The organism is Promicromonospora xylanilytica (assembly GCF_054782895.1).
Window position 1 is genome coordinate 1 of sequence record NZ_BAAGRP010000070.1, and the last position, 21,409, is coordinate 21,409.

A 21,409-nucleotide genomic window follows, 5' to 3' on the forward strand; every position below is an offset into this window, starting at 1 on the left:
CGCCCAAGCCCTGCGCCATCACGCCAGAGACATCGACCGGCCCATCCACGCACTCCTACAGTCATGACTTTGCCGGGGCCCTGCCTCGAACGCGGCTCCGCGGGCATCGCCGAATCGGTCCGGATCCCGATAAAGGACGGGACGCACTGCTTCAATCAGAGAATCAGACACCCCCACGGGAATCCTGTCACTCCGATCTGCGATAAGTCGCAGCGCAGCCTCGATGTTGACGGCGAATAAACGTTCCTCGCGCAATGCTTGGATCACCGGATCCCATTGAGCATGATCCGGGTGCCACAAATTCATTAACACGAGACTCGAGACACTTCTGGATCCGAGAGGCTGACCGGTGGCCAGACCTTCGCACAGTTTCGTCGTCTCATCTGCCAAGGCACTTATCAGTGCAATACAAGCGCCCCTCGGAAGATCCTCGACGTCACTGACGCCGTTAAGCGCGCCCGTCGCTCCGGAGGAGGCCTCCTCTATCACGTCGGCACGGACTTTTTCGTTGTGCTTCCATAGGACTCGCTGAAACGCAGAACGCATCTCGCCTGTCGACTCTTCGTATGCCTGGGCCGCGCGCATTAGATCGTCTGGGGTCCATGCGTCCAGTGGCACATTGCGTATCGCCCGTGCCAGTTCTTGCTGGACCAAGAGGTTCTGATCATGATCGGCGGAGACGAGGAAGTCGACGACCCGGCGAGCCCCTTCGTCGCTTGCGGCTCCCACGACTTGCCGAAGCGTATTCGTCAACTCATGTTCAACCCAGAAAGTTTCTCCCACTCTGGTGCGATAGTCACTGGGGTCGCTCAGCTCTTCAATAATCCAATGACACAAGTCATCTGCTTGCTGCGGGTCGAGCACTGGCCCCGCCGCCCGGATTACCGCTAAGTCGGCCGCCGCTGTCGAGGATGTCGATCGGGCAGGATCGATCCTTGCGGCCGCGTCCCGCGCGGCTGTCGCGGGCCCCTCCCGTACTACATTCGATACTGCGAGTTCGACTTCGTGGGGAGTTGCGCCGTGCCGCAATGCAGCTAGGAGGGTGGCCGTCTCGTCCTCCGCACCTGCCGCAAGGAGATGTTTTGCAAGCAAGGCTATTGCGTCGCCCCACGCCGGTCCGTCAGCCGAGAAAATGGAGATCAGGGAAGCGGAGCGCAGATGGGTGTGAACACTGTCGGCACCGGCGAAGCTGATCGACTTGTCGTTGGCCCATTTCTTGAACACTCCGTCAATTTCATGAGGAAGCGCCCACGCCAGCAGTTGGGACCTCCACCAACTCACGGCCGTATCGCTGTTTCCGATCAATTCACCTAGGGTTGCCTTTGGTTGGTCCTCTGACGGTGAACGATTCGAAGGCGACCCATGCCAACCCGATGCACTGAACAGGACATTAGTCGCCGACCCGGCGAGTGCTGCAACTGTCAAATCGGTCGGCATTCCCTGCCTAGTTTTGAGGACGGTGAATGCCGCATCGATTGCTTGCTCGCGCTTCCCGATTTCCAGTAGAGACCACGCCCGGAGTGCCTGCAGCCAAGCGTGATCTGCGGGCCACGCGGTATCGGCGCCAAGCGCCACATCAAGGACTTCCAAAGCCCTGTCAGGTGCGCCACCTTCAAGGTGGACTCCTGCAAGCATGGCAGCCGCAGCCGCAGTTTCTTCATCGGTCGTCGCCACTTCGAAAAGCGCTGCGACGGACTCCAGATCGAATGAGACGATCCAATTGTGCAGCGCTGCGGTGGCCCGCCACGCCCACTGCGTTGATCGGCTGGCCTCGTCAAGGTTCGGGCCGTACCAGCCCATCGATCTTTCCTCGGGAGGAACTGCGGAAGTCTCTCTGCCGAGTTGGAAGTTCAGCTCGCGTCGGCAGAGGACCTGTCCGGCCAGCCCTTCTGCCCCATCGACGTCGACAGCGCCGCGGTTCGGATGGGGCGATATGACACGAGGCGCGATCAGGGCGTACCGCAGCCGATCCCGAGGCAAGACCGAGGCTTGGTTCCAGGCGCTGCCCTCCAGCCCCATTGAGGAGCCTTGCGTCATGGCGATTTTCAATAGCTCGTCATTGTGTTCGACATCGATCGTGTTCACGATCGGGACGAATATCTTCGCGCCCTTGCCGGTGGGTATGACCGCGTCATCCCTCACATGCGCCCAGTACGACGTGTCGGTCTTCTGATCTCGCAGGATCACGACGTGCGGAAGTGCATGGTTCAACCAGAGGTCGAAGTGCTTTCGATCCGACTCCGCGTACCACCAGCCGTCAATACTGCCGGCGTCATCGGTGCGTGGCGTTCGAAAGAACGATGGGCCCGTCTTGACCTGCGCACCCATTACGACGCCCAACTCGAACCGCCGCGCATCACGCGGCCGTAGGAACAGGTCCGTTCCAGTGTCATGCCGGCTGTCGTGGACCGCGGCCCAGCCGAGCCGCTCGAACTCCCCGTGCACCTCGGTCTCACCCGAAGTGCCTGTCGCTTCATTGATCGGCGCCCGCACAGACGGACAGTAACTCGACCGCTGGTGTCACTCCATGAGCGCCAGGGAAGATCACCCACCGTGCTACGACATGCCGCTGACCGGGTGGGCACCAGATCATGCAGCGCTCTACGACAGGCGAGCTGGCCGCACAGAACTCTCGCGTGTTCCTAACGACGCCGACCACACGCTGATACATCTCGCCCTTCCACGCCTCCAGTTCACCTCGGTTGCGGCCCCTCGACCGAGCACCCCTGATGGGGCGTGCAACAGCCACGATCCGCGATCCGAGCGTTCTTTTTCGTCGGCGCAGTTCCCGCGCGCCCTACGTCGGGCCTGGTGTCGGTGTCCCCTGGCACGATGTCGACCGCAACCGAGTGCTTCGCTCGCGAGCCTCCATCACCGAGAAGGGTGCCGCCCCATGGCGCTTTACGAGTCCACTCGCGCGTTGCACGAGATCGAGAACAGTCGCGTGACGCAGACCGTGCGCAAGTTCGGACTGGAACGCATCGTGACTGGTGCGGTCGAGAGCACGGTCGAGGCTGGTTTCACCGATAATGTCGACCGGGCGCTGCGGGTAAGCAAGCGTCGTCGGCGTCATGTCCTACGGGATCCGCACCAAGCTGGTCACCAAGGCCAGTTGCTCGATGTGCGAGTCTCCAGCCTGGGCGTTGGCGTGATGCCCTTCCTCTTCTTCGCCGGCCGCGCCCACCTTTCCGCCTTCTGGGCCCACAGCACCGTCCTCGGCCGCAACAAGGCTGCGCCGCGCGAACTGGTACTGGTTGGTTCGCTCGACAACCTCGCCACGCGACGCTGGCAGCCACGCCACCTCAGCGAGATCGGCCACGACTACCCGTCTGACCCGGCTTGCCTGTCCCGGATCGTCGCTGCCGAGCTTGGGCTCGACGGCCCAGCGGTCGACCAGCACATCCATGACTATGAGGATGCCTACTTCCCGAAACCCGGCGAACGTGCACAGTTCGCCTGGGGGCAGACCACGCGAGCCTCACACGAGCTGGCCCTCCCAGGCGCCCCAACAACCTGGATCCACGACCGCGTCCACGACGCTCGGATCGTCGCCATCACCACTGACGTCCAGCCCGATGCAGGGATCGGAACCGCGTCCATTCTGCTCGCTAGACCAGTCCTCATCCAGGACATCACCTGATCGGTACGTCACAACCACCTGCTCAAAGGACAGGGCCAAGATCACGGGCCGCCCGTCGGCATGCGTACCGAAGATAGGGGTCGGTGTCGAGCGCGGACCCAACCTGCTCGTCTGATAAGCCCAGTTCAGTGAGAAGCGCTAGGTAGATGACCGCTGACGTGACCTGGCGCAGTGACGCCAGGACCTCCCATGTAGCCTTGGTATTTCCTGAATGGCTCAGGTCGTTTCGTGCGCGTACCAGTTTCCGGGCCCATATCTCTGGGGATGGAAGTAATTGGTCCTGCACTGGTTTCGGAAGCCGGTTCGCGATGGCCAACGCCTTGCCCCTAAGAGACGGTCCGTTCATCCCGCTGAGGGCCCCACGCAACCAGCCCTGTTGGTCCAGGGGTGCTGCTGCGACCACTTCAGCAATCAGTTGCTTGAATTCTCCATCCGGCATCTTCCGGGGAAGGTCGTAGGTAGAACCAAGTGACTCGACGGCGGTAGCCACGGCTAGGACGGAGGACTCCAGGTACCCCCCATTGTCCCAGACCGCCTGGACTAAATCGGTGGCGTTGATAAGGTCCGTTCGCCGGGCTAACCACGTCACCATGAGATTTTGGAACCCTATCTCGGCCGACGTGAAGGCAACGCGGCCATCGTTGGGCGCACTGACTCGTTGATTCCAAAGCACGTCTACCCAAGCCGGCGCGGAGCGGCTGGTGCCCTTTTCTGCGCGACGGATCCGAAACGACAAGAATCCCGCTCGGGCGCGCCGCGCAAGTGAAACTAGTTCGACGACCTGCCCAGCTTTGGTGTGCAGTTCTTTCCATGCCGCTGGCGCTTTGGCGTCGATTGTGAGGTGCGCCTCGTGACGGACCCCGACAGATGTGCCATCAGCACGGTGCACCGGATTGAAGCCGAGCGCCCAGTGGTCAATTCGATAGGTTTCGTCGCCAACCTGCGCCACCTGAGCGTCAGGAAGAAGCATTCCGACGTTATCTGGCTTTCCCCTGGTTGAAGAAATCGTGATTGCCGACTGCCCTGCCCACGCCGTAAGCCCTTCAATTCGCGAGTCGACACGGTCAAAAGCCGTTTCATCCGCCGTCTCGAGGCGGATGCCAAAGAGCGCGAAGGCGACTGAGAGGTCCTGTTCACCCCCGCTGCCGCTGCCAAACGGTACTCCCTGCGTTCGTTGCGAGACACAGTCAAGGAGCGTGATAGGTCGCCCGTCTACCACGCCGACCAGAACCTCGAATATTCCATCATCCGGCACCGTCGCGACAAGACCTGACGGGAGTTCAATCTGACGGCCTGACGGCAAGATGCCGACCAGTTCCAGCCGTAGCCCGTCCCGGGGATCGTACGAGAGGACTCCCGCATATTCCGTTTCGCCGCCCGGAATACCCCAGTGCCCGCGCCAGGACCGTGGCGCGTCGAATGCAAGTGTGTTCACTGGTCGAACCCCAGATGCCGTCGGATTTCCTCGTCCCGCATGCCTGCGGCGAAAGATCCGATTTCGAGGGCCCGGTTCACGATGCCTTGATCGACCGGTGGCCCGGCAGGTCCGTAATAGCTCTCAACTACCTTGATCGCCTCAGTAGCAAGGATAATCGGGATCATCAGGTGGGCAATGACCATGGAATTCGCGTGAGGACCGGCCGAGACTCGGCCGAGGCCAAGGGCGAAACGCAACACAGGGCGCTCTTGCGCATGGACTGCTGACGACAAGACCCTCCATGAGTCCTGGTGGCCGCCGCCGACGGCGTCGCGAAGGACGTCGTCGAGCCGATGGCGCGGATGCAGGAACCAGGTCTCTTTTTGTTTCCCGGTCTTCTTGTCGGTCATTGTGCCTCGTTCGAACCCGTCTTTGAGTGCTGCTGCGATGAGCAGATCGCGCTCGCCTTCTGCGTCGTTGCGCTCTTCGACGTCGTCACGTGCGTCAGCAACCTCCTGTCGCAGTGCCTCCAGTCGGATATTTGCCGCGCGGAGACAGCGTTCTCGTTCGTCTATCGAATCGTTGAGCAGGAAGTCGAGATGTACCGATGCGTCGAGCAGGACTCGGGCCAGGGCGAGCAGGGAGCGCGAGGGGCCACCCGCTTCGGCCACCCGACCAAGGCCGAGCACATGGTCGCGAACCGCGGTGGCATACCCGTCCGCCACCTCGAGGACCAGGCGGTTGTCTCCGTTGACATTGATGCACGTTCGGTCCCAGCTATCGCCGCGTGCTCCGCGTCGCGGCACCAGCACCGAGCCCTCTACGAGCGGAAACTCACCGACCCACATAGAGGCCACGAGTGCGGTGTGTAATTTGGTCAGGGCTTCACCCACCTCGGCGAAGCCTGGGCGGGCGGCAGCGACGGCGAGCCCTCGCTCAGCGCCCCTATGCAACTCCCGCGCGGCCTTGTCAGGGTCGTCCCGTATTAGTGCCGCCCAGTCCGTCATGTCGGGAAGCGTACGGTCTGCCACCGACACCGGCATCCCTGTAGGACGACGTCTCCAGAGATCGCGCTGCTGCTACCCGCTCAACAGTTGGACGCCACGCGCGACCCGGAGTTGACCGACGGCGACCAGGTCGACGCGCTGATCTCGTCAGTCCCAGGACCGCACATGACACGAGTTTCACCCCTGACCTTCCGAAGGCGCTCGTTTCACCCGTTCCGCCGCGCTGAGGTTCACCTCCATCGTCACGTCTTCGCGGTTGTCGTTGATTCTCACTGCGAGTGCCTGGACAGAGGTCTGATCGAACCGGAACGGAGGTGGCCAGTCCAGCAGGGTACTAATGGGGGGCCATATCTGCAGGACAGAGCCGTGAAAGTCCTCAAGGGGCGAGAGATCCCCGTCGGAGAAGGGGATGAAGACCTGAAACGCAACTTTGACGACTGAGAACGTGACACACAGGCCGAGAAACGCGTTCTTCCGATCGTTCCCGGGCATGTAGATCGGGCGCGATACAAAAGCCAAGGGATTCGTGTCGTGGTAGGCCGCGATCCAGACATGCATGCCGTGATGCGGTCGGCGATAGATCTCCAGACCCTGGCCGGCTCCATGCGGAACGATGTTGCCGCTCGCCACGTCCATGAGGACGGCCATCTTGGCCGCCCACAGAGCGAGTCGACCTTGGGCGTGCTCGTCGAGCGATCTCACCTGGTGGAACAGCGGGATGAGGACGGCCTTGACGTCGTTCTCAAGAACCGACATCCACGTGTTGTTGCAGCGCTGGCAGACAGGTGTCGTGGGCCAGCTGATACGCCGCTGCCTCGGGTCTGTGCTCCGAATACCGTGCTGCTCCATCTCGCGCACGAGCCACTTAGGGTAGATGTCCTCGTCCGTGAACTGCGCCTCTGGGTCCAAGCAGAAAGGGCAGCGACCCGGCGGAGCCGGCAGCCAGTTCTCGTGCACGCGGCCGCCGATGATCGGCTCGACGTCCATCTCGGTCAGGTCGTCAGCCAGTTGGGTACTGCGTGCGCGGAGAAGCGCAACCGCGGTCGGGAGACAGGAGCTGTGCGCCACGCCCAGCATGTACAGCTGCTCGTCGTTCGGCGGAGGCAGAGGGTCCGCGAACATGCGGCCCACGTCGACGCGCGTCCCAATCAACCAGCGACCCGAGCGGGTACCGCCTATCTCCACCCACGAGTGGCGGGCCCGTTTGACCACCTCACCGCAGCCGGCAAGGCAGTCCAATCTGCGCCAGTCCGGACTCCATGAATCAGCCGCCATGCCTCAAGGATGACATCGCCGCGTTGCCATACCTCGAAGTACACGACCGGAGCTGGCGCCCTGCATCGATGGCACCTCGGGCAGCACTGCCACGGCTCTTCTTGGGTCTGTCGGCGAAGCATGGCCGGCGGCGACTCGCCCGGCTCACGCCCGGACACCGCGACTGGTGATCGATGCGGCAGTCAGGGCTTCGAGGGCGCGACTGGTCGGATCGGCATTCAGAGCGTCACTCCGGTTTCGCGTCTACGGCCGGGGCTGTCGTCGCGTCGGAATGTCGTCTGCGTAGTTCTGGCCGGACGTCGCAGTGCAGCGGCAGCGCGCGCGGCGTCGACCGCCTGAGTATCTGTAGAAACCGAGTCGGTTCCGAGTGGCGCGCTGCTTGTGATGCCGTAACGGTCGCGGTAGGCGGCGATCAAGCGAACGGCGGCATGCCAGGTATGCCGGGCTCCGGTGTCGCCTGGTTCGGTGCCAAGTCTGGGGAGCCAGGATTCATGGTCGCGCGTGGCGCGTTGGACGAGGTCGGTGACGCGTTGCTCGATCAGCGCCTCCCGCTGCTGGAGCGCCTGCCGGTATTCGTCTGTCATGGGTCCGGCGGCTTCGGGGATGAGTCCGGCGATCCGGCGGGGTGTGGGTCGTTGGATGGTCAGCCCATCGGAGTGAGCGGGCTGGGCAGCGGTGGTGGCGAGGCGGTGGTGCAGGACGGCTGCTGGGTCGTCGGCGTCGCCCAGAGCACGCTGGGCCACCAGCCAGGGCAGCATCTGTTCGACGTCGTGCCCGTCTGCTTCCGCTCGACGCAGCTCTGCGGTCAGGGCGCCGAACGCGGGCGCCGTGATGACCTGGTCCGCGTCCTGGGGTGAGAGCCCGCTGTGGTGAAGCAGTCTGGTCCAGCGGTCGCGCTGTGAAGCTGCGGCGAGGGTTTCGTACTCGGCGGCGAGTTGCGCGACCGACCCCCACCGCTCCGCCTCGTCCTTGCCGACCTGGGTCGCGGACTTCTCGGCTCCGACCGTGCGGACGATCCCGGCCAGGATGCTCCGGGGTGTGGGGTCCTCGTGGTCGTCTGACGTGATCTCGACGGGAGTGTCGGTGATGACGTAGGCGGTGTTGTTCTCCCGGCCACGGGTCAGGCCGACGTACAAGTTCTCCCGGGTCATGCCTGGCCCAGTGATGAGGTGGCTGGTGTCGACCGTGAGCCCTTGGGCGCGGTGGGTGGTCACCGCGTAGCCGAGGTCCAGGTGCTCGGCCGCGTACGCCGCGGGGAGCACGACCGTGTTGCCGTACTCGGCATCGGGTCGGCGTACGACGACCGAACCGTCACTACGGACCTTCACGAGGGTCCATCGGTCGCCGTTGCGCACCCATGAGCCGTTTCTGGTGCGCAGGCGGCGGTCGTTGCGCCGGGTGATGACCCGGTCCCCCGCTGAAGCTTCGAGTTCGTCAGCGAGGCGCACGGTCCGGCCGGGGTCGGTGGCTCCGGTCCGGAGTCGTTCGGCGCGGGCGCGTTCGTTGACCGCCCGGACGGTCTCGCTGTCCGAGGCTACGAGCACGGAGGTCTTGCCGTCGGCGAGGTCGTCCTGCCACGCGACGTATGCGGTCTCGACCATGTCCTGTGCGTCGCCGTCGCGGACCCGCCCGTGGTCCATGTAGGCGTCGATCGCTTCATCGTGTCCGTGGCGTAGCGCGAGGGAGGCGTGCTTCTCCCACGTGTGAGTGAACCGGTGCACCTCGGTCAGTTCCGGCACCCCGTCTTCGGCCTCCCGGCTGGCGGCGAGCAGTGCGAACGCTCCGCCGGCCTCGACGGCCTGGAGCTGGGCCGGGTCACCGACCAGCAGCACCTTCGCCCCTACCTCGGCGGCGTGTGCGGTGATGCGGTCCAGGGTCAGGGTCCCGGCGAGCGTGGCCTCATCGACGATGACCAGCTGCCCCGGCTGGAATACGGCGGCTTGGTGGACGTGGTCGTAGAGCCACTTGGCCGTGTTCTCGCACGCGATCCCCAGATCATCGGCTAGGACCGCTGCGGCAGCCGCCGACGGCGCGAGCCCGACGACGGACTCGGGGCCGTGCTCGTGCTCCCATGCGGCGCGCAGGGCGCGCATGGTGGTCGTCTTCCCGGTTCCTGCCGGGCCGACCAGCAGGTCCACCTGCCGAGCCGAGACGGCAACACGGGCGATGGCTTCAGCCTGCTCGCCTGAGACCACCCACGTCCGCTCATCGGGACCGCCCGTGGTGGTGGCGTGTTCGACCGCGTCCAGGCTGATGGTCGGGCCCGTGCGGGTGCCGGCCCGGTCCAGGAGTCGTGCTTCGGCGTCCAGCAGGGCTTGCGAGGAGTAGAGGGCTGAGTCCTTCGGTCGCAAGATGCTGCTTCCGTCTGGGCGGCGGAACTCCTCAGGGGTGACGGCCAGGTCGTGCGGCGTCAACCGCACCGAGCCGCCCTCGGCCCGGTCCGTGATCGCCGCGAGCACAGCTATCCGGTCATCCGCGGAGGCGAACCGCAGAGCCTTGGTCTGCCGGGCCGCTTCGGTGTACAGGTTCCAGCGCCGCCACGTCGGTCGCTTCTCCGAAACCACGACCACCACCATCTGGGCAAGGTCATCGATCAAGTCCAGGGGGACGTCATCGGCTCGCAGCACTCGAGGCGGCGCCTTGGACACGAGGTCGCTGGCCCACGTACCGGGGTCGCGGCCCAGGATCTGGGCAGTATGCAGCCGCCACGCTCTGGCCAGATCGGCCAGAGAGTGGTGCGTCTTGTCCGGGCGGGTCTCGCGGCTGGCCCGCTGCCGGTACTTGTTGATCGTGGGCCTGCTGGGGCGTCGCCCGTACTTCGCGACGTGCTCCGCGATCAGCTCGTCAGCGCGAGTGTTGACCTGTACCGACCGGCGCGAGAACGCCACCATCAGACCATCCGGAACGCCCTTGATCGACCAGCCCGGGTTGCGGCCCTGCCCGGCCCTGGGCCGCAGCTCCCACCCGACACCCAAGGTGCGGGTCAGGTGGTCCATCACGATTGCTTCGTGCAGCTCCGACATCGCGACCGTCGCGGCGTGCAGCCCCCGCCCGTCCAAAGACCGCCACTTCCCGTCCAGGACGGTCTTGACCTTGTTGGAGACCACGACGTGGGTGTGCAGGTGCGGGTCATTGGTCCGTGAGTCCCAGTGATCGAACGCCATGCCAATCAGGCCGGTGACACCGACCTGCGCCACCGCGCCGCCCTCCCCTGCCGCGCTTGTCGCGTTCCCGACGACAGACGCTCCGGTCCGGGTCGCGGCCAGCTCGCGTTCCATGAACGCGAAGACCTCGGCCACCGCCGCGTGGTGGATCGCCACGATCTGTTCCTGGACCCCGGCATCGGCCACACCCCACAAGATCGAGGCCGACTTCGGCAGCGCGAACGAGAAGTCATACCCCGCCACCGCACGCCGAGACTTACCGCCCGCGTTGGGTCCGTACACCGGGTAGGCGCGGCCGAGCCGTTCCCCCGTGATCGGGTCCAGGGCTTTGCCCGCCAACCGGGCCATCTGTTCCTCGGTCACCATGTCCCCCACGAGCAGGCGCCCCAGCTCGTTCGAGCCCAGGCTCACGACACCGGAACCCATCCACCGGCCGGGCGGCGTGCCCGTCTCGGTGTAGTACCGCGTCAACGGGGTACTCATCGACCGGTCACCATCACCGGCCGCGACCGACCTCATGAAGTACGAATACCCGTCCCCGCCCGACATCACGGCAATCGTCACAGCCATACGCCGCACACCTCCTCAACACGAGGTGTGCAGCCCGCACCCAAGGCGGGCTAAATTGCTCTAGGGCCTCGATCTGCAAGAGGCGTGACCCGATGTCGGGCGGTCCGCGGGACCCGCTTTCCATCCGCTCGGCTGCCCTGGCCGCGCAGTCGTAGTGCCATCTCAGTCGCACGGTCTCGTCTCCGCCGTCGCGTGCCCGTAAGTCGACGCGCCGCTAGCGACCGTGGCTGCGCTGCCGAGGCCGCGGAACATGGGCGTGAGTCCCCTGGCATGCCCCTGATTCACGGGACGCGCCACGAGGCACACTCCCCTGAGGCAGGGCTGGCGGCCTCGTGACGTCGACGCCATGCGTCATCGAAGGGGGTGCCTCGCCGTGCAAATAGGTTCGCGGCTGGCCGCCTGCGGCAGGAGGGTTGTCCGAGTCCTGTTGCTGCTGAACGCGATCGCTCGCCTACGTACCTCGATCTGCATTAGGTGTGGCCCAATCGGCAAGGTGGGTGGGCGATGAAGCTGCTGTCACTGCCGTGTCAGAGTGACCGCGTGAGCGAAGACAATGCCGGTGTGCCGCTGACGCAGGTGTTCGGGGAGCGGGTGGTTTACGACAACCCGTGGGTTCGACTCGTCCAGGTGGAGATCGAACCGCCCGACGGCCACCGGTTCTGGCACCACGTGGTGCGGCTCCAGACGGTGGCCACCGCGATCATCTTGAATGACGCCGGCGACCACGTGCTGCTGATGCGGCGCCACCGGTTCGCTACGGACCAGATCGGCTGGGATGCCCCGGGTGGGATCGTCGGAAGCGGCGAGACGCCCCAGGTTGCTGCCGTACGGGAGACGATCGAGGAGACAGGGTGGAAGCCCCGTGGTGAGGGACGTCCGGTCGCGGGCTTCCAGCCGATGCCCGGGATGGTCGACACGCCGCATGAGGTCTTCGTCTTCCATGGCGCCGAGCAGATCGGCGAGCCGACGGACGCCGAAGAGGCAGCCCTGATCGCGTGGGTTCCCCTGACACGAATCTCCGGGCTCATCCAGACCAGAGACGTGCTGGGTTCTGGAACCCTCGTTGGCCTCCTTGCGGTCCTAGCCGGGCTGGACACCGGCCAGCCGTCGACGGAGGCTCGCGGGACTGGCCCTTATTGGCCCTAACTTCCGCCAAACTGGCCCTAGTTAGGGCCAATAAGGGCCAGTCCCGACCCCACACGGACCCACTCCAGCATTACAATAAGACCAGGTCAGCGGCCACTTTTGGCCGTTTGGCCCGCATCATCCGATCGCCATCCGGCAGGGCTTCCAAACTAAATACGCGGGTTCGATTCCCGTCGCCCGCTCAGAGCGCGGAAGCCCAGGTCAGGATAAGTTTCTGGCCTGGGCTTCATGCATTCTGGAGGGCTGGAAGCGGCGCGACGGCGGCGTCTCCGGTCGCGCACCTCGCGAGCCCGGCGACCGCACCGGTTCGTGCCTCGATCCGGTGCGGTCGTCTCCCCGGGTCGGCCGGGCCGGGACTTGGACGCGCCGACATCGGACGTCTGAGACATAACCGCAGGTCATCGTCTCAGGTGGCGCTGCCCGATCGCGAGCGCCGAGCTGAGCTGCACCGCCAGCATCGCCGCGCCCGCCCACATCCATGGCGGCGGGCGGGACCTCGCGTGACCGGTCACGACGTCGAGGATGAACACCGCAGAGGTGGTGGGGTCGGTGAGCGTGATGAGGCGGCGCTGCCGCCCGTTCCAGCGTCGGCAGGTCCCACCCGTTTCGTCGCACCAGACCGCCTCCCCCGACTCCGGGTGCTCGACCACGCCGCCGGCGGTCGTGTTGAAGAGCTCCTCGCCCTCCTGGTGGCGTCCGTGGGACGACACGGCCGCGCCCACACCACGAAAACCAGTAGGCAGGCCGACTGACCCTGTCTTCGGGACGACCGACAAGAACCCGTGGGGCTGGCATCAGTCCGGGACGGGCGCTATCTGATCTCGGGCGTCACATCGACGTCGAACTTGAGGTGCACCGGCCGCCCGTTGGTCATGCCCAGGCAGACCGGCCGGCCGCGCGGCACACGGCCCTGCTTCCAGACAGCGGCCAGGACTTCCTGCTCGATGACCGGGTCCGTCTTGCCGTCGGCGAAGCGCGCCATGATCCGGCGAGCCTCGTCGCGCCCATCGACGGAGATCTCGATGCGAACAAGCGGCATGCCACGACCATACCGACGGAGCCGGTCACGATCCGAGCCATTTGCGCTGCACCGGTCCTTCTCCGCGTCGGCAATCACCCTCAGGCACAAGCCCAAGCTGGGCCTTGAGGAGCCGGTCGACGATCTCTTGGGCAGCGGTCCGTGGTCCGATGACTATCTCCCCCGCGACGCGGAGGCGGTCGTCCTCCGCCCACCACTGGGCCATGAGTTCGGGCGTGAACTCCGCAGCTTGGGGGCGGCCGGCGTGCCTCCGTAGTGTCTCGTCGAACGGCACATCGAGGTACGCAGCCACACTGATGCCCTGGTGGTCGGCGACGAGAGCCCGAAGCATGCCGCCGTACCTCACCTCGTGCAGGATGCCCTCCATCACGACGCTGCACCCAGCGTCGAGTGCGTGGCGGGACAGCGTGTCGATCATCGAGATGTTGACGGCACCAGGGGTGTCCTTCTCCCACAGCAGCTTCCTGCGCACGTAGTCCTGCTCGATGAGTGCTGTGCCACGGCCCATCCGCTCACGCAGTTCACGCGCGACGGTGGACTTCCCTGATCCGGAGGGGCCGCGCAGGATGACAAGGCGCGTCGAGTCGTTGCCGGTCACGGGTTTTCGACCCCGTGCAGTGTGGCGGTGAGAAAGTCGTACGCCGTGGTGCGGGCGGTATGGGGGAAGTCGTGGCGGCCCGAACGGATCTCGATGCGTGCGTGCCGGACCCCGCGTTGTGTCAGCCGGTCCTGGATGCTGGCGGCGCCGCGGCTCCAGCGACCATCGTCCGTGGCGACGAGCGACTCGCGTGTCAATCCATCGACAGTCACGACGTCCAACCTGCCCGTGCCCGAGCTCCCACGTGCTCGATCCGCTGGGCGCGCATCATCGCAAACCGTTGCCCTCACATCATTCAACCCGGGCACAACTCCAGATCCCGCGGTGAGTACGGGCTACATCCTCGACCAGGGGGTCAAAGATCGACGGCGACGAGACGTAACGGATCCCCCGCTCACCATGTCCTGACGTGCTGCCGCATCAGGCCCAACCCGTTCGGACCCAGTCGGCGGCAGAGCTCGACGAGCACGAGCGCACACTGCCGCGCGTCAGCCCCGGCGTCGTGATGGTCGTGAGCGGCGATGTTCAGCGCTCGTGAGACGTCAGGCAGCTTGTAGGACGGGAGGTCCAGCACGGACCGCGCCGTGTCACGCGTGCACAGCCACCGCGACCGCGGCACGGAGATCCCGTACGCCTCGCTCGCCTGCGTCAGCACCGAGCGGTCGAAGGACGCGTTGTGCGCGACGAGCGTGTCCCCGCCGGCGAACTCGGCAACCTTCGTGTAGACGACGTCCCAGGCCGGTGCGCCGACCACGTCCCACGCAGTGATCCCATGGACCGCCACGTTGTAGCGGCCGAACGACTGATGGCCCGGCGGCGGCTGGACCAGGGTGTCGAGCGAGTCCACGACGACGCCGTCCCGGACCTTGACGACCCCCACGGCGCAGACCGAGGCCCGCTTCGGGTTGGCGGTCTCGAAGTCGATGGCAGTGAACGAGAGGCCTGCGAGGGCGGCGTGGGGCATGCCGGGCATCGTAGGACGGCGAGGACCCAGGTCAGCGGCCAAACGCCGAGGACAAGCACAACTTCCGCACCGGGCTGGTCACTCTGCGACGGCGCGACAACCTGACTGCGTCAACACAGCTGGACCCGCGGCTCAGCCACCGGCGTCACACCGTGTCCAGGATCGCCTCCCACGGAGAGTCGCCGTCGCAACGACGGGGTGGGGTTCACCCACCCTTGACACGCTACCGGCCGCCCACCAAACTTCTTTTGCACGCATGGCGGCAAAAGTTGCATGGTCGTCGCCATAATTCGACAGAGTCGTCAATCGGAGCACCCATGCAGATCTCACGACCTTCGCCGCGCGCGCGGCGCCTCGGCGCGGCCTTGACGGGCGGTGCGCTCCTCGCGGGCACGCTCGCCGCGGCCCCGGCCGTCGCCGCCCCTTCCACCCTCGCTGGCACCACACCGACCACCACGGCCGCCGTCGCCTGCGGAGATGACGCCGGTCTGCCCGACTCCAAGATCTCCATCCAGCTGTACACGCACGTCGGTGAGCTCGGGTCCGGGACACCGTCCCCGGAGACCATCGACCGCGTGCTCGGCGAGGTGGCCGACGCGGGCTTCACCAACGTCGAGCCGTACGACCAGCCCTACTCGATGCCGGTCGAGGAGTACCAGGCGATCCTCGACAGGCACGGCCTCGACGTGTCCTCCAGCCACGGCAGCACGAGCTGGGACACGTGGCCCGACACGGTCGCCTACGCCGTCTCACTGGGCCAGGACTACATCGGCACCGGCGGGATGGGTGGCGGCTACGGCACCTACGAGGAAGCGCTCGCGACCGCGGAGCACGTCAACCGGCTCGGCAAGTACGCGCACGAGAACGGCGCGAACAAGATCGCGCTGCACAACCACCAGAGCGAGTTCACCACGCGCTACCCGCACCCGGAGACGGGCGAGATGGTCAGCGCCTGGCAGGTCATCGAGGAGAACACCGACCCGCGCTACGTCACGTTCCAGCTCGACGTCGGCTGGGCCGCGGACGCCGGCCTCGACGTACCGGCGTGGATCGAGGAGTACGGGGACCGCATCGAGCTGCTCCACGTCAAGGACGCCGTGAACGTCGACGCCGAGGGCGACATGAGGCAGGTCGCCCTCGGCAGCGGCGACCTCGACCTACCGGCGATCATCGCCGCGGCCGAACCGTACGTGGAGTACTACACCTACGAGTGGGACTGGGCGCCGTCGTTCGAGACCTCCGCGGAGTCGTACCAGTACCTGCGCTGCTTCCTGTCCGACGGCGAGGGCGACGACCAGTGCGAGGACGCGAGCGGGGAGTCGCTGGCGCTGGGCCGGCCGGTGACGACGTCCAGCATCGACGACCCGGCTCGCACCGGCGACATGGCGGTGGACGGCAACGCCGGCACCCGGTGGGGCAGCGGGTGGAGCGAGCCGGAGTGGATCGCGGTGGACCTCGGCGCGAGCTACGACCTCAGCAAGGTCGTGATCGACTGGGAGACCGCGTTCGCGTCCGGGTACGAGATCCAGACCTCACCGGACGGCGAGACCTGGACCACGGTGCACACCGTCACCGACGGTGACGGCTTCATCGACGAGCTGGACGTCTCGGGTACGGGCCGGTACGTGCGCCTCTACGCCACCGAGCGCGCGACGCAGTGGGGCTTCTCCGTCTACGAGCTCGAGGTCTACGGCACGCCGAGCACCGGTGAGCCGACGCCGGAGCCCGCGATCCGGGGCGCCGGGTACTGGGCCTCGCAGTACCGAGAGGTCAGTGAACCGGACTACACGGCCGACGAGCTGCGGTGCTTCCTGTCGGACACGCGCGTGCAGAGCGACGTGTTCGCCGAGGCCGTCGACCTGACCACGCCGGACGACGCCGTGCAGGTGCTGTGGGCGGCGAACCACGACGAGCGGGTCGACCTCTTCGACCGGCAGCTCCTCGGGCTGTGGCTCAACGTCGCGGCGGGCTCGGTCGCCCTGGAGGACCCGGCCGCCGCGGGCGGCACGGTCGGCGGCCTGCTGCTCGACGCCGAGGCCGCGCGCCTCGACGCGGACGCGACGTGGGCCGACCTCGAGGAGTACAAGGACGCGCTGAAGGCGGTGAACACCCAGCACTGACCAGGAAGCTCCTCAGCAGGGGGCCGGGGCGCGCTCCTCGAGCCGCGCCCCGGCCCCCACGGAGCGTCAGCCCCGACCGCCGTGCGTACCCCCGCAGTGCTCACGAGACCCGGCGCCCGACATGTCGTCCGCCCAGGACGCGAGCCAGCCGAGCGGCGCGTTCCAGTTGATCGTCATCTCGTTCGTCGACCACGAGTCGACGAGGTCGATGTAGCAGAACTGCGGGGCACAACCCTGGAGGTTCTCCTGGGCGACCGGGTCCTGGATCGCCGAGTTCGCGCCGCCCGCCATCATCCCGTCAGGGTGCGGCGGCAGCCGGTCGGCCGAGGCCATCCAGCGGTTGTGCATGTTCTCCGAGTACGTGGTCCCGTACCCCTTGACGTAGGAGTTGTTGAGCGCGTTGCGACCCAGGACGTAGTCGAACGACTCCAGTGCCGCGGCACGGTAGCGGTCCTCCCCCGTCAGGTCGTACGCGGTCGCGATGACCACCGCGTTGTTGAGCACCTGGTGGTTCGAGCCCCAGCCGTAGTCCCCCGGGTGGTAGGCGTGACCGAACGGCTCGTCCTGCTGCACGGCGACGTACCGGTCCGCCCCTTCGATCACGGAGTCGACCACGTCCGCATGCCCGGGCAGGTCGTTCGGCACCGTCGCGAGGTCGAGCCGCGCGGCCGCCGCGGTGAAGCCCCAGTCGAAGCCGGACGGCCGCCAGATGTCGCCCTCCGCGCCACCGACGTGGTACTCCGAGCCCAGCACCGCCTCGGAGAACTCGGCCTCGCCCGTGGCCAGGAACAGCTCCGCGGCCGCCCAGTACCACTCGTCGCCCAGGGACGTGTCGTTGTACGGGCCGCCGCCCGGGTTCGGGTCGAGGCTGTTGGTGTCCGGCGCGTAGATCTCCGGACTGGCCACCGCGGCGTCCCAGGCGCGCCTCGCCGCGGCGAGCAGCTCGTCGGCGTACGCCGCGTCGTACTCGGCGTAGAGGCGGGCGGCCTGCGCGGCCGCGGCGGCCGTGTTGAGCGTCGCCGCCGTCGACGGCCGGTGCACGTAGCGCGGCATCGGGTCCTCGCTCGGCAGGGTGTTCATGCCGGTCCAGGCGATGTCGTGGAGCTTGTGGTGCACCAGGCCGCCGGCATCGACCCGCTGTCCGTCGATCGTCATCTCGACGCCGTCGGCCACCTGCATGCTGAGCATCCAGTCGAGGTTCGAGCGCACCTCGTCGAGGATGTCCGGCACGCCGTTGTCCCGCTCGGGGATCACCAGCGTGGAGTCGCCGAGCGCGCCGTCGGTCACCGTGTCGGCGTGCTGCGTGCGCTCGTAGGCGGACAGCAGCTGGTACACCGAGATGCCGGAGTTCACGACGTACTTGCCGTGGTCCCCGGCGTCGTACCAACCACCGGACGCGTCGATGGCGTAACCGTCCGGGCAGGCCCAGCCGTTCTCGCCGTAGTGGTCGTCGCCGCCCAGCTGCGGATTGCCCTGGTGGTCGACGGCGCCGCTCGGCGGCAGGCAGGGCACGTTCACGTCCCCCTGGTTGACGTCACCGCCACCGAATTCGGACACGTGGCCCGCGGGGCGCGCGTACTCGGTCTTGAGCTGTTCCCCGTCCACCTCGACCGGGACGATCTCGTATCCGGAACGCTGCGTGTAGTAGATGCCGAGGGAGTCGGCGCGCAGCCGGTCGTAGAGGTCGGCGGAGATGTCGAACGGGTACGACACCTCGCCGTCCGCGGCGAGCGTGAAGCCGGTGCCGGTCGCGGTGACGCCGGAGAAGTCGATCGTGTGCACGTCGAGGCCGGCCGACTCGTCGAGCCCTTCGGGTGTGGACTCGCCGGAGGCGACGACGGCGCCGTCCGGCCCCTCCACCTCCCAGGCGACGGGCTGGGTCGCGTCGGTCACGAGCGTGGCGCGCTTCGGACCGTCCGGCAGGTAGCCGACCTGGTTCACCCGGACCCGGGGGCCGGTGTCGGGCTCGTACTCCTCGACGTCACCGCCGGTCAGCAGCGAGACCTCGTCGAGGCACAGCTCGAAGTCCCCGGCGTTGCCGCCGAGCTGGACCTGGACCTCGGTCTCGGCGTCGGCCGCGAGCTCGAACGCCTCGGTGAAGGCCTGCCCGTCCGCGCCGAGGGCGATGTCCGCGTAGTACAGGGGCGGCCATTCGGCCTCCGGGTCGGGCACGAGCACGCGAGCGGATGCCGCGGGGACCGCGCTCGCCGTCACACCGATCGTGTAGGTCTCGCCGGCCGCGACGGAGACGTCCCCCTGGCCGACGATGACGTCCCACTGCTGGCCACCACCGGGCACGACGCCGCACATGCCGGCCTCGGTCTCGGCGAACTCGACGCCGCCGGCGACCCACCAGGGCGCCATGCCGCCGTCGAACGTGGGATTGGTCAGGATCTCCGTGCCGTCGTCGGCCTGGGCCGTGGCCGGTATCACGACGCCCACCAGGGCGAGCGATGCCACTGCCGCGAGCACCGCACGTCGTCGCTGCTGTCTTGTCTTCACGCTGACTCCTCGGTGAGAGCGCTTCCAAAGCCGGAAGGTCGTCACCGTAGCCGGGGCGGGGTTCGACGCGGCACCCCTTGCCCCAGAACTGATTCGTTTAAGACACCGAGAGGAGGAGGACTCGGTAGTCGATCGGGATAAACATCCGGCAACTCAAACCAATTCGACATATCACCGTCATTTGTCACTCAAGATGTGGTTCGCGCAGATTTACCTACGATCATTCCCGGGGAGATCATCCCTTCGCCGATGTCACCGTACGTAGGAGGAGAGATTCATGGTTTCGGTTCTCAGGAAGACGGGCCACCGCATCATCGCCGGCTCGGCCATCGCACTCGCCGGCATGAGCCTCGCCGCACTCCCGGCCCAGGCTGACCCGATCGAGCCCACGCTCTCCGCCATCATCGACCTGGACCTCGACGCGGACGCGTCCGTGGACGCCGACGTGATCGCCCACGCCGTCGTGACCGCTGTGCTGACCGTGGACGCCGACGCGAACGCCACGGTGATCGCGAACGCCGTCGTCGCCGCCGTCGTGGAGGTGACCGGCGAGGCCAGCGTGGACGCCGACGTCGACGTGGACGTGCTCGTGAGCGCCATCGTGGACGCCGTCGTGGAGGTCGACGCCGACGTGAACACCACCGTCGTGGCGAACGCCGTCGTCTCTGTGCTGCTGTAACCCACCCGGTGGCCCCGGCCCCGGGGCGATCGAGAAAGGAGGCCGCCGGCCCTCGCACCGCGAGAGCCGGCGGCTTTCCGTCGCCCGCTCCATCGGTGCGCGACTCCCGGCAGCCCTGGCACCCCTGCAGATCGCACGCTCAGGGGCGATCCCACGGCGGGTGGTCGGTACGCTCGCTGCCATGGCGAACAACCCGGTCGAGCTCGTACAGGTAGCCACCACGTTCGACGCCGTGGAGGAGGCGGAGCGGCTCGCCTCGTCGGCGATCGAGGCGCGGCTCGGGGCCTGCGCACAGGTCGAGGGCCCGCTGACGAGCGTGTACCGCTGGGACGGCGCGGTGCAGAAGGCCGAAGAGTGGCGGGTCACGTTCAAGACGACGGCGGCCCTCGCCGGCCGGCTCACGGAGCACATCGTGAGCAAGCATTCCTACGACGTACCCGAGGTGCTGGTGACGCCGGTGATCGACGGGCACAGGCGGTACCTGGAGTGGGTCCGGGACGAGACCCGGCAGGAGTGACCGCGCGTCGCCCGCCTGCGGGACGGGCCCGGGTCAGCGGCGCATGTCGTCGGCATTCATGCGCAGGTCCCGGAAGTCGACCACCGCGAGGTGGGCGGCGGAGACGAACTGCGCGAGATCGCCGTTCGCGACCACCCAGATGTCCTCGATGACCCGCTCCGGCGGGGATGGCTCCCCGTAGCAGTCGTGCCACGCCAGGTCGAGCAGCGCCAGCGCGTCGAGCGCCGCGGGGGCCTGGCTGCCGAAGACCTCGGTGGCGCGTGAGCTTCTGCTCTGCCGCCGGTCCGCCTTTCCGATCACCATGCGTGGAGTCTGCCACGGACCCGACCGCCGTCAGGCCACCGCGGTCGTGTACGCGCCCGCCTCGAGGTCCTCGACCGGGAGCTGGCTGCCTCCGCACGGGATGCACGGCCGGTTCGAGCGGTTCGACCTGCGCGAGGGCGGTTCCTACCGCCTCGTGCTGACGTACGACGACGCTGCCGACGCGCCCGGCAAGACGTCGACGGACTCTGACGTGTCGGAGGTTCGGATCGCACGGGTCGTCCCGGGCGAGCAGGTCGTGCAGGACATCGACTTCGAGTCGGACGACCCGTCGTTCCAGGGAACGATGCGCATGGCGTGGAACCTGCGGGACCACGCCGAGGGAACCGTCGTGGAGATCGACGCACAGGACGTTCCGGACGGAGTTCGCGCCAGGGATCACGCCGCGGGACTCACGTCGTCCCTGGCCAACCTCGCCGCGTACCTCGAGCCGTGAACCAGGTCCGAGCC

The 21,409-nt window shown here is 66.8% G+C and carries 18 protein-coding genes; 6 read left to right on the forward strand and 12 right to left on the reverse strand.

Annotated elements, in window-relative coordinates; genetic code table 11:
* Nucleotides 1-18: 18 nt before the first annotated feature.
* Nucleotides 19-2,493 carry a DUF4365 domain-containing protein gene (locus ACYVK7_RS20535; protein ID WP_460889568.1) on the reverse strand — a complete coding sequence of 825 codons (2,475 nt, stop codon included), beginning with the start codon at nt 2,491-2,493 and terminating at the stop codon, nt 19-21.
* Between the two features lie 400 nt (nt 2,494-2,893).
* On the opposite strand from ACYVK7_RS20535, the gene ACYVK7_RS20540 reads away from it, so the two are divergent.
* Complete coding sequence (locus ACYVK7_RS20540; protein WP_460889569.1) at nt 2,894-3,640, forward strand: hypothetical protein; 747 nt, start codon at nt 2,894-2,896, stop codon at nt 3,638-3,640.
* Nucleotides 3,641-3,662: 22 nt separating this feature from the next.
* Here the strand turns inward: ACYVK7_RS20540 and ACYVK7_RS20545 are convergent, their stop codons facing one another.
* From ACYVK7_RS20545 to mobF, 4 genes are all read right to left on the reverse strand, one after another.
* Nucleotides 3,663-5,075, reverse strand: a complete 1,413-nt coding sequence (locus tag ACYVK7_RS20545) for an ApeA N-terminal domain 1-containing protein (protein WP_460889570.1) — start codon at nt 5,073-5,075, stop codon at nt 3,663-3,665.
* Nucleotides 5,072-6,064: a hypothetical protein gene (locus ACYVK7_RS20550; RefSeq protein ID WP_460889571.1), complete on the reverse strand. Its 993-nt coding sequence runs from the start codon at nt 6,062-6,064 to the stop codon at nt 5,072-5,074. The genes ACYVK7_RS20545 and ACYVK7_RS20550 overlap by 4 nt, the downstream gene beginning before the upstream one ends.
* A 177-nt stretch (nt 6,065-6,241) precedes the next feature.
* Nucleotides 6,242-7,339 (reverse strand): hypothetical protein, encoded by a 1,098-nt coding sequence (locus ACYVK7_RS20555; protein ID WP_460889572.1) that lies wholly within the window; start codon nt 7,337-7,339, stop codon nt 6,242-6,244.
* Nucleotides 7,340-7,557: 218 nt separating this feature from the next.
* A complete protein-coding gene (mobF, locus tag ACYVK7_RS20560) occupies nt 7,558-11,073 on the reverse strand; it encodes a MobF family relaxase (RefSeq protein WP_460889573.1) in 3,516 nt (1,171 codons plus the stop codon).
* A gap of 504 nt (nt 11,074-11,577) precedes the next feature.
* Between mobF and ACYVK7_RS20565 the strand changes: the two genes are divergently transcribed.
* Nucleotides 11,578-12,219 carry an NUDIX hydrolase gene (locus tag ACYVK7_RS20565; protein ID WP_460889574.1) on the forward strand — a complete coding sequence of 214 codons (642 nt, stop codon included), beginning with the start codon at nt 11,578-11,580 and terminating at the stop codon, nt 12,217-12,219.
* Nucleotides 12,220-12,617: 398 nt separating this feature from the next.
* Here ACYVK7_RS20565 and ACYVK7_RS20570 read toward each other — a convergent pair whose 3' ends face one another.
* From ACYVK7_RS20570 to ACYVK7_RS20590, 5 genes are all read right to left on the reverse strand, one after another.
* Nucleotides 12,618-12,929, reverse strand: coding sequence for a hypothetical protein (locus tag ACYVK7_RS20570; protein WP_460889575.1), 312 nt, complete (start codon nt 12,927-12,929; stop codon nt 12,618-12,620).
* A gap of 101 nt (nt 12,930-13,030) precedes the next feature.
* On the reverse strand, nt 13,031-13,258 hold the full coding sequence (locus tag ACYVK7_RS20575; RefSeq protein ID WP_460889576.1) for a hypothetical protein: 228 nt from the start codon (nt 13,256-13,258) through the stop codon (nt 13,031-13,033).
* A 25-nt stretch (nt 13,259-13,283) separates the two neighbouring features.
* Entirely contained in the window at nt 13,284-13,856 is a 573-nt protein-coding gene (locus ACYVK7_RS20580) for an AAA family ATPase (RefSeq protein WP_460889577.1), read from the reverse strand.
* The gene (locus tag ACYVK7_RS20585; RefSeq protein ID WP_460889578.1) at nt 13,853-14,068 is read right to left on the reverse strand and encodes a hypothetical protein; all 216 of its coding nucleotides are present in this window, start codon (nt 14,066-14,068) and stop codon (nt 13,853-13,855) included. The genes ACYVK7_RS20580 and ACYVK7_RS20585 overlap by 4 nt, the downstream gene beginning before the upstream one ends.
* A 182-nt stretch (nt 14,069-14,250) precedes the next feature.
* Nucleotides 14,251-14,820, reverse strand: a complete 570-nt coding sequence (locus tag ACYVK7_RS20590; protein ID WP_460889579.1) for an exonuclease domain-containing protein — start codon at nt 14,818-14,820, stop codon at nt 14,251-14,253.
* 317 nt (nt 14,821-15,137) lie between these two features.
* On the opposite strand from ACYVK7_RS20590, the gene ACYVK7_RS20595 reads away from it, so the two are divergent.
* The gene (locus tag ACYVK7_RS20595; protein ID WP_460889580.1) at nt 15,138-16,940 is read left to right on the forward strand and encodes a galactose-binding domain-containing protein; all 1,803 of its coding nucleotides are present in this window, start codon (nt 15,138-15,140) and stop codon (nt 16,938-16,940) included.
* 66 nt (nt 16,941-17,006) lie between these two features.
* Here the strand turns inward: ACYVK7_RS20595 and ACYVK7_RS20600 are convergent, their stop codons facing one another.
* Complete coding sequence (locus ACYVK7_RS20600) at nt 17,007-19,442, reverse strand: glycoside hydrolase family 9 protein (RefSeq protein WP_460889581.1); 2,436 nt, start codon at nt 19,440-19,442, stop codon at nt 17,007-17,009.
* A gap of 277 nt (nt 19,443-19,719) precedes the next feature.
* On the opposite strand from ACYVK7_RS20600, the gene ACYVK7_RS20605 reads away from it, so the two are divergent.
* The gene (locus ACYVK7_RS20605; protein ID WP_460889582.1) at nt 19,720-20,121 is read left to right on the forward strand and encodes a hypothetical protein; all 402 of its coding nucleotides are present in this window, start codon (nt 19,720-19,722) and stop codon (nt 20,119-20,121) included.
* Nucleotides 20,122-20,302: 181 nt separating this feature from the next.
* Entirely contained in the window at nt 20,303-20,638 is a 336-nt protein-coding gene (gene cutA, locus ACYVK7_RS20610) for a divalent-cation tolerance protein CutA (RefSeq protein ID WP_460889583.1), read from the forward strand.
* Nucleotides 20,639-20,671: 33 nt separating this feature from the next.
* Here the strand turns inward: cutA and ACYVK7_RS20615 are convergent, their stop codons facing one another.
* Nucleotides 20,672-20,941, reverse strand: a complete 270-nt coding sequence (locus ACYVK7_RS20615) for a hypothetical protein (protein WP_460889584.1) — start codon at nt 20,939-20,941, stop codon at nt 20,672-20,674.
* Here ACYVK7_RS20615 and ACYVK7_RS20620 point away from each other — a divergent pair.
* The gene (locus ACYVK7_RS20620) at nt 20,940-21,395 is read left to right on the forward strand and encodes an SRPBCC domain-containing protein (protein WP_460889585.1); all 456 of its coding nucleotides are present in this window, start codon (nt 20,940-20,942) and stop codon (nt 21,393-21,395) included. The genes ACYVK7_RS20615 and ACYVK7_RS20620 overlap by 2 nt on opposite strands.
* Nucleotides 21,396-21,409 lie beyond the last annotated feature (14 nt).

What these genes read in the sequence shown, in the direction of transcription:
- ACYVK7_RS20575 (WP_460889576.1), bottom strand. Translation starts at nt 13,258, where the DNA reads ATGCCGCTTGTTCGCATCGAGATCTCCGTCGATGGGCGCGACGAGGCT.
- ACYVK7_RS20550 (WP_460889571.1), bottom strand. Translation starts at nt 6,064, where the DNA reads ATGACGGACTGGGCGGCACTAATACGGGACGACCCTGACAAGGCCGCG.
- ACYVK7_RS20595 (WP_460889580.1), top strand. Translation starts at nt 15,138, where the DNA reads ATGCAGATCTCACGACCTTCGCCGCGCGCGCGGCGCCTCGGCGCGGCC.
- ACYVK7_RS20540 (WP_460889569.1), top strand. Translation starts at nt 2,894, where the DNA reads ATGGCGCTTTACGAGTCCACTCGCGCGTTGCACGAGATCGAGAACAGT.
- cutA (WP_460889583.1), top strand. Translation starts at nt 20,303, where the DNA reads ATGGCGAACAACCCGGTCGAGCTCGTACAGGTAGCCACCACGTTCGAC.
- ACYVK7_RS20620 (WP_460889585.1), top strand. Translation starts at nt 20,940, where the DNA reads ATGCGTGGAGTCTGCCACGGACCCGACCGCCGTCAGGCCACCGCGGTC.
- ACYVK7_RS20565 (WP_460889574.1), top strand. Translation starts at nt 11,578, where the DNA reads ATGAAGCTGCTGTCACTGCCGTGTCAGAGTGACCGCGTGAGCGAAGAC.
- ACYVK7_RS20590 (WP_460889579.1), bottom strand. Translation starts at nt 14,820, where the DNA reads ATGCCCCACGCCGCCCTCGCAGGCCTCTCGTTCACTGCCATCGACTTC.
- mobF (WP_460889573.1), bottom strand. Translation starts at nt 11,073, where the DNA reads ATGGCTGTGACGATTGCCGTGATGTCGGGCGGGGACGGGTATTCGTAC.
- ACYVK7_RS20605 (WP_460889582.1), top strand. Translation starts at nt 19,720, where the DNA reads ATGGTTTCGGTTCTCAGGAAGACGGGCCACCGCATCATCGCCGGCTCG.
- ACYVK7_RS20615 (WP_460889584.1), bottom strand. Translation starts at nt 20,941, where the DNA reads ATGGTGATCGGAAAGGCGGACCGGCGGCAGAGCAGAAGCTCACGCGCC.
- ACYVK7_RS20555 (WP_460889572.1), bottom strand. Translation starts at nt 7,339, where the DNA reads ATGGCGGCTGATTCATGGAGTCCGGACTGGCGCAGATTGGACTGCCTT.